The organism is Candidatus Methylomirabilota bacterium, assembly GCA_036002485.1.
GTDB lineage: Bacteria > Methylomirabilota > Methylomirabilia > Rokubacteriales > CSP1-6 > AR37.
Genome location: DASYTI010000133.1, coordinates 1 through 3483, shown reverse-complemented (window position 1 = coordinate 3483; position 3483 = coordinate 1). Strand labels below are relative to the sequence as shown.

The window sequence follows — 3483 nt, the reverse complement described above, 5'->3', positions numbered from 1 at the left end:
ATCGCCGAGGGCCGGAACTTCATCGTCATGGCGCCGCACATCTCGACGATCCCGGGGATCGCCCTCATGATCACCATCGTGGGATTGAACCTCCTCGGCGACGGCCTGCGCGACACCCTGGACCCCCGGCTCCGCCGATGAACTTGCGCGACGATCTTGTTCTCGAGGTCCGCGACCTCGTCGTCGAGTTCCTCTCGGAGGACGGGCCCCTGCGCGCGGTCGACAGTGTCAGCTTCTCGATCGGCCGCGGGGAGATCGTGGGCCTCGTGGGCGAGTCGGGCGCGGGCAAGACGCTGACGTCGGAAGCGATTCTCGGCCTGATCCGCTGCCCACCGGGGCGGGTGAGCGGGGAGGTGCGCTTCCGCGGTCAGAATCTGCTCGGTCTCGACGAAGGCGCCCTCTCGCGCATCCGGGGCAAGGAGATCGCGATGATTTTCCAGAACCCCGGCGCCTCGCTGAATCCGGTGATCCGCGTGGGCCATCAGCTCACGGAGGCGATGGCTTTGCATCTCGACGAGGGGCGAAGCACGCTCCGGCGCCGGGCCATCGAGGTCCTCACTCGCGTCGGCATCCCCTCGGCCGCGACCCGCGTCCGCGACTACCCTCATCAGTTCTCGGGCGGCATGGCCCAGCGCGTGATGATCGGCATGGGCGTCTCCTGCGTGCCGGGGCTCCTCATCGCCGACGAGCCGACCACGGCCCTCGACGTGACCATCCAGGCGCAGGTGCTCGCGCTGATCCGCCAGCTCGCGCGGGAGATGGGGATGGCCGTGCTCCTCGTTTCCCACGACCTCGGCATCGTCTCGCAGATGTGCCACCGCGTGATCGTGATGTACGCGGGCCGCATCGTGGAGGAGGCGCCCATCGCCACGGTGTTCCGGGCCCCCGCGCACCCGTACACGCAGGCGCTCATCGCATGCCTGCCCGGCCTGGACGGCCACGGACGTCTCGGCGCCATTCCCGGGGTGATGCCGGGGCTCAAGGCCGTGCCGACCGGTTGCCGATTCCACCCACGCTGTGCCGTGGCGGAGCCGCGATGCGCGGTCGAGGAGCCCGCGCTCCGGCGGGCCGGCCCCGACCAGATCGCCGCCTGCCACCTCGTGAGCGCGCCCCGATAGCATGCCGCTGCTCGCCGTCGAGGACCTGGCCAAGCATTTTCCCCTGCGGGGCGGGGCCATCGCCCGCGCGCTGGGTCGGGAGCCGCGGGTGGTCCGCGCGGTCGATGGCATCAGCTTCACCATGGAGCGGGGGGAGACCCTCGGCCTCGTGGGGGAGAGCGGCTGCGGCAAGACCACCACGGGCCGCCTCGTGCTGCGCGCCATCGAGCCATCGCGGGGGCGCATCGTGTTCGACGGCGAGGACATCACGACCCTGTCGGCCCAGCGGCTCTTGCCCTTTCGGCGGAAGGCCCAGATCGTGTTTCAGGACCCGTATACGTCGCTCAATCCGCGGATGACCATCGGGCGCATCGTGGGCGAGCCGATCCGCGTCCACCGGCTGGCCGCCGCCCCCGAGCTGCCCGAGCGTGTCCGCGATCTGATCGAGATGGTAGGGCTGCGGCCAGAGCACGCCGAGCGCTACCCGCACGAGCTGAGCGGGGGCCAGCGCCAGCGGGTGGGCATCGCGCGGGCCCTGGCCGTGGGGCCGCGGCTGATCGTGGCCGACGAGGCGGTGTCGGCTCTCGACGTCTCCGTGCGCGCCCAGATCTTGAACCTCTTCGTCGACCTGCGCGAGCGCCTCGACCTCGCCTACCTCTTCGTCTCCCACGACCTCGGGGTGATCAGGTTCGTGAGCCACCGGGTCGCCGTGATGTACCTCGGCGCGCTCGTCGAGGTCGCCCCCACGGCCAAGCTCTTCGCGCGACCGCTCCATCCCTACACCCAGGCCCTCATGGCGGCCATCCCCACCATCGGCGACGGCCGCGCCTCGATCTTCGACGAGCCCGCGCGGCTCCTGCAGGGCGAGCTGCCTAGCCCCATCGATCTCCCCCGGGGCTGCCGGTTCGCGAGCCGGTGCCCCTACCGCTTCGATCGCTGCGAGGAAGCGGAACCAGAGCTCCGCGAGGCGGAGCCCGGCCACCCCGTCGCCTGTCATCTCTACAGCCAAGGAGGACACGCATGAAATCTCGAGACGGATTCGAAGTGGTCAATCAGCTGATGAAGAGCGAGGTGAACCGCCGCGCCGTCTTGAAAGCGCTCGGCTGGTCGGCGGTGGGGCTGGCCGGCGTGGGGACCCTCGTGCGCCCCTCGCTCGCCCAGACGCCGAAGCCCAAGTACGGCGGCACCATCAAGATCGGCAGCTTCACCAACATCGATACGCTCGACGCGCACAACACGACGTCCATCGTCGCCTGCTCGATCCACAACAACATCTACAACGGGCTGCTCAAGATCGTGTCGTCCGACGGCAAGAGCGTGGACTTCAAGCCCGAGCTGGCCCGGGAGTGGGAGATCCAGGGCGACCGCATCCACGTGTTCCGCCTCCACAAGGGCGTGACCTTCCACAACGGCGATCCCCTCACCGCGGCCGACATCAAGTGGAACCTCGAGAGGGTCAAGGACAAGAATCAGTCGCCCATTCACGCCTGGAAGCTCGAGCTCCTCGAGTCCATCGAGACGCCCGACCCCCTCACCGTGAAGCTCCACTTCACGAAGCCGTATCCGTTCCTGCGCGTGGCCTTCACGGGCTCGACGGGACGGGCCGCCACCATCCTCAACCCCCGGGCGGTCAAGGAGAAGGGCAAGGCCTACGGGCGGAGCCCGGTCGGCACCGGCCCCTTCAAGTTTGCCGAGTGGAAGGAGGGCGACTACATCCTCCTCGAGAAGAACCCGACGTACTGGGAGACCGACGCGGCGGGCGGGAAGCTCCCGTACCTCGACAAGGTGATGATCAAGATCATCATCGAGCCCTCGACGCTGGTGGCCGCCCTCAAGACGGGCGAGGTCGACCTCGTCAACAACGTGGCGCCCCAGTTCGTGGCCGACCTGAAGAAGGACCCGAAGCTCACCGCCCTCACCGCGGTCGGCGGCAACTGGCGGTGCCTGCATTTCAACCTCGCCAAGGAGCCGTTCAACGACAAGGCCCTGCGCAAGGCCGTGACCTTCGCCATCGACAGGAAGGAGATCCTCGACAAGGTGGAGTTCGGTGAGGGGATCGTGGCCCACGGACCGATCTCCCCGCCCATGGGGGCTTTCTACGATGCCGCCTTCGAGACGGGCAAGAACGGCCAGTACTTCGACCTGGAGCAGGCCAAGACCTGGATGAAGCAGGCCAAGTACGACGGCCGCGAGGTGCTGTTCCTCAGTACCAACGCGGGCACGGCGCCGCGCCAGGCGGAGGTGCTCCAGGCGCAGCTCGCCAAGATCGGCCTCAAGGTGCGCATCGAGCTGGCCGATTTCCCGACCTTCCGCCGGCGCTGGCTGCAGGAGCGCCAGTGGGACCTCGTGCAGATTCAGTGGGACGCCGACCTCGACCCCGACGAGA

At 68.6% G+C, this 3483-nt stretch carries 3 protein-coding genes; all 3 read left to right on the top strand.

Going from position 1 to position 3483, the window contains the following annotated elements; all coding sequences use genetic code 11:
• Window positions 1-137 precede the first annotated feature (137 nt).
• Window positions 138-1118 (top strand): ABC transporter ATP-binding protein, encoded by a 981-nt coding sequence (locus VGT00_13330; GenBank protein HEV8532396.1) that lies wholly within the window; start codon window positions 138-140, stop codon window positions 1116-1118.
• 1 nt (window position 1119) lies between these two features.
• A complete protein-coding gene (locus VGT00_13325) occupies window positions 1120-2121 on the top strand; it encodes an oligopeptide/dipeptide ABC transporter ATP-binding protein (protein HEV8532395.1) in 1002 nt (333 codons plus the stop codon).
• Window positions 2118-3483: ABC transporter substrate-binding protein (locus tag VGT00_13320; GenBank protein ID HEV8532394.1), on the top strand; the 1366-nt coding region annotated here is incomplete at its 3' end. The genes VGT00_13325 and VGT00_13320, both read left to right, overlap by 4 nt.

Bases quoted from the DNA above. Each gene is read 5' to 3' on its own strand.
- VGT00_13330 (HEV8532396.1), top strand. From the start codon at position 138: ATGAACTTGCGCGACGATCTTGTTCTCGAGGTCCGCGACCTCGTCGTC.
- VGT00_13325 (HEV8532395.1), top strand. From the start codon at position 1,120: ATGCCGCTGCTCGCCGTCGAGGACCTGGCCAAGCATTTTCCCCTGCGG.